The organism is Rhodococcus sp. AW25M09, assembly GCF_000333955.1.
Taxonomy (GTDB): domain Bacteria; phylum Actinomycetota; class Actinomycetes; order Mycobacteriales; family Mycobacteriaceae; genus Rhodococcoides.
In genome coordinates this window covers 1-878 of the sequence record NZ_CAPS01000139.1, presented here as the reverse complement: position 1 = coordinate 878, position 878 = coordinate 1, and the positions used below count along the sequence as shown (strand labels likewise).

Below are 878 nucleotides of genomic sequence, written 5' to 3'. Positions count from 1 at the left end.
CCCGACCGCTATCGTCGGCACCACCGCACCACCGCACCGGAAGGACAACCACTGATGACACTCACCATTGGCGACACCGCCCCCGATTTCCACGCCCAAACCACCCAGGGTCCGATCAACTTCCACGAGTGGATCGGTGAAAGCTGGGCAGTTCTGTTCTCCCACCCCCGCGATTTCACCCCGGTGTGCACGACCGAACTCGGTTACATGGCCACGATCAAACCCGAATTCGACCAACGCAACACCAAGATCATCGGGTTGTCAGTCGACCCACTCGACAACCACGTCGCATGGGCCGACGACATCGCCGAAACACAAGGTACCGCGCCCAACTATCCGATGATTTCCGACAACGACTACACCATTTCGAAGGCCTACGGGATGCTACCCGCCGAAATCGCCGGCGACCCGACCAGTCACACTCCGGCCGAGATGGCGACGCTGCGCAATGTCTTCGTCATCGGCCCCGATAAGACGATCAAGTTGGTGCTCATTTACCCGATGACCACCGGCCGCAACTTCGACGAGGTGCTGCGTGTAATCGACTCGCTACAACTCACTGCCGCGCATAAGGTGGCCACCCCCGCCCAGTGGAATAGAGGTGGCGACGTGATCATTGCCGGCTCGGTCAGCGACGAGGATGCTAAAAAGATCTATCCGGATGGCTGGACTGCCCCTCGCCCCTACTTGCGCATCGTTGCCGACCCCACCCAAGGCTGAGGGCGACGCCCACGGGCATGCTGAACCGTCCTGGATCTGACGGAGACCTGGTTCGAGCCACTTGGCGGTCGGAGGTGTCGGTCGAGATTGCTGACGGTGCTCGTTCTCATAGGGGTCGCGGTGGGCCGAATATCACCAGGGACACCAGTAGTCCGGTC

General features: G+C 60.8%; 1 protein-coding gene. It reads left to right on the top strand.

Features of this window, described 5'->3' with window-relative positions; all coding sequences use genetic code 11:
• Positions 1-720: peroxiredoxin (locus RHODMAR_RS25110; RefSeq protein WP_232433763.1), on the top strand; the 720-nt coding region annotated here is incomplete at its 5' end.
• Positions 721-878: the final 158 nt, after the last annotated feature.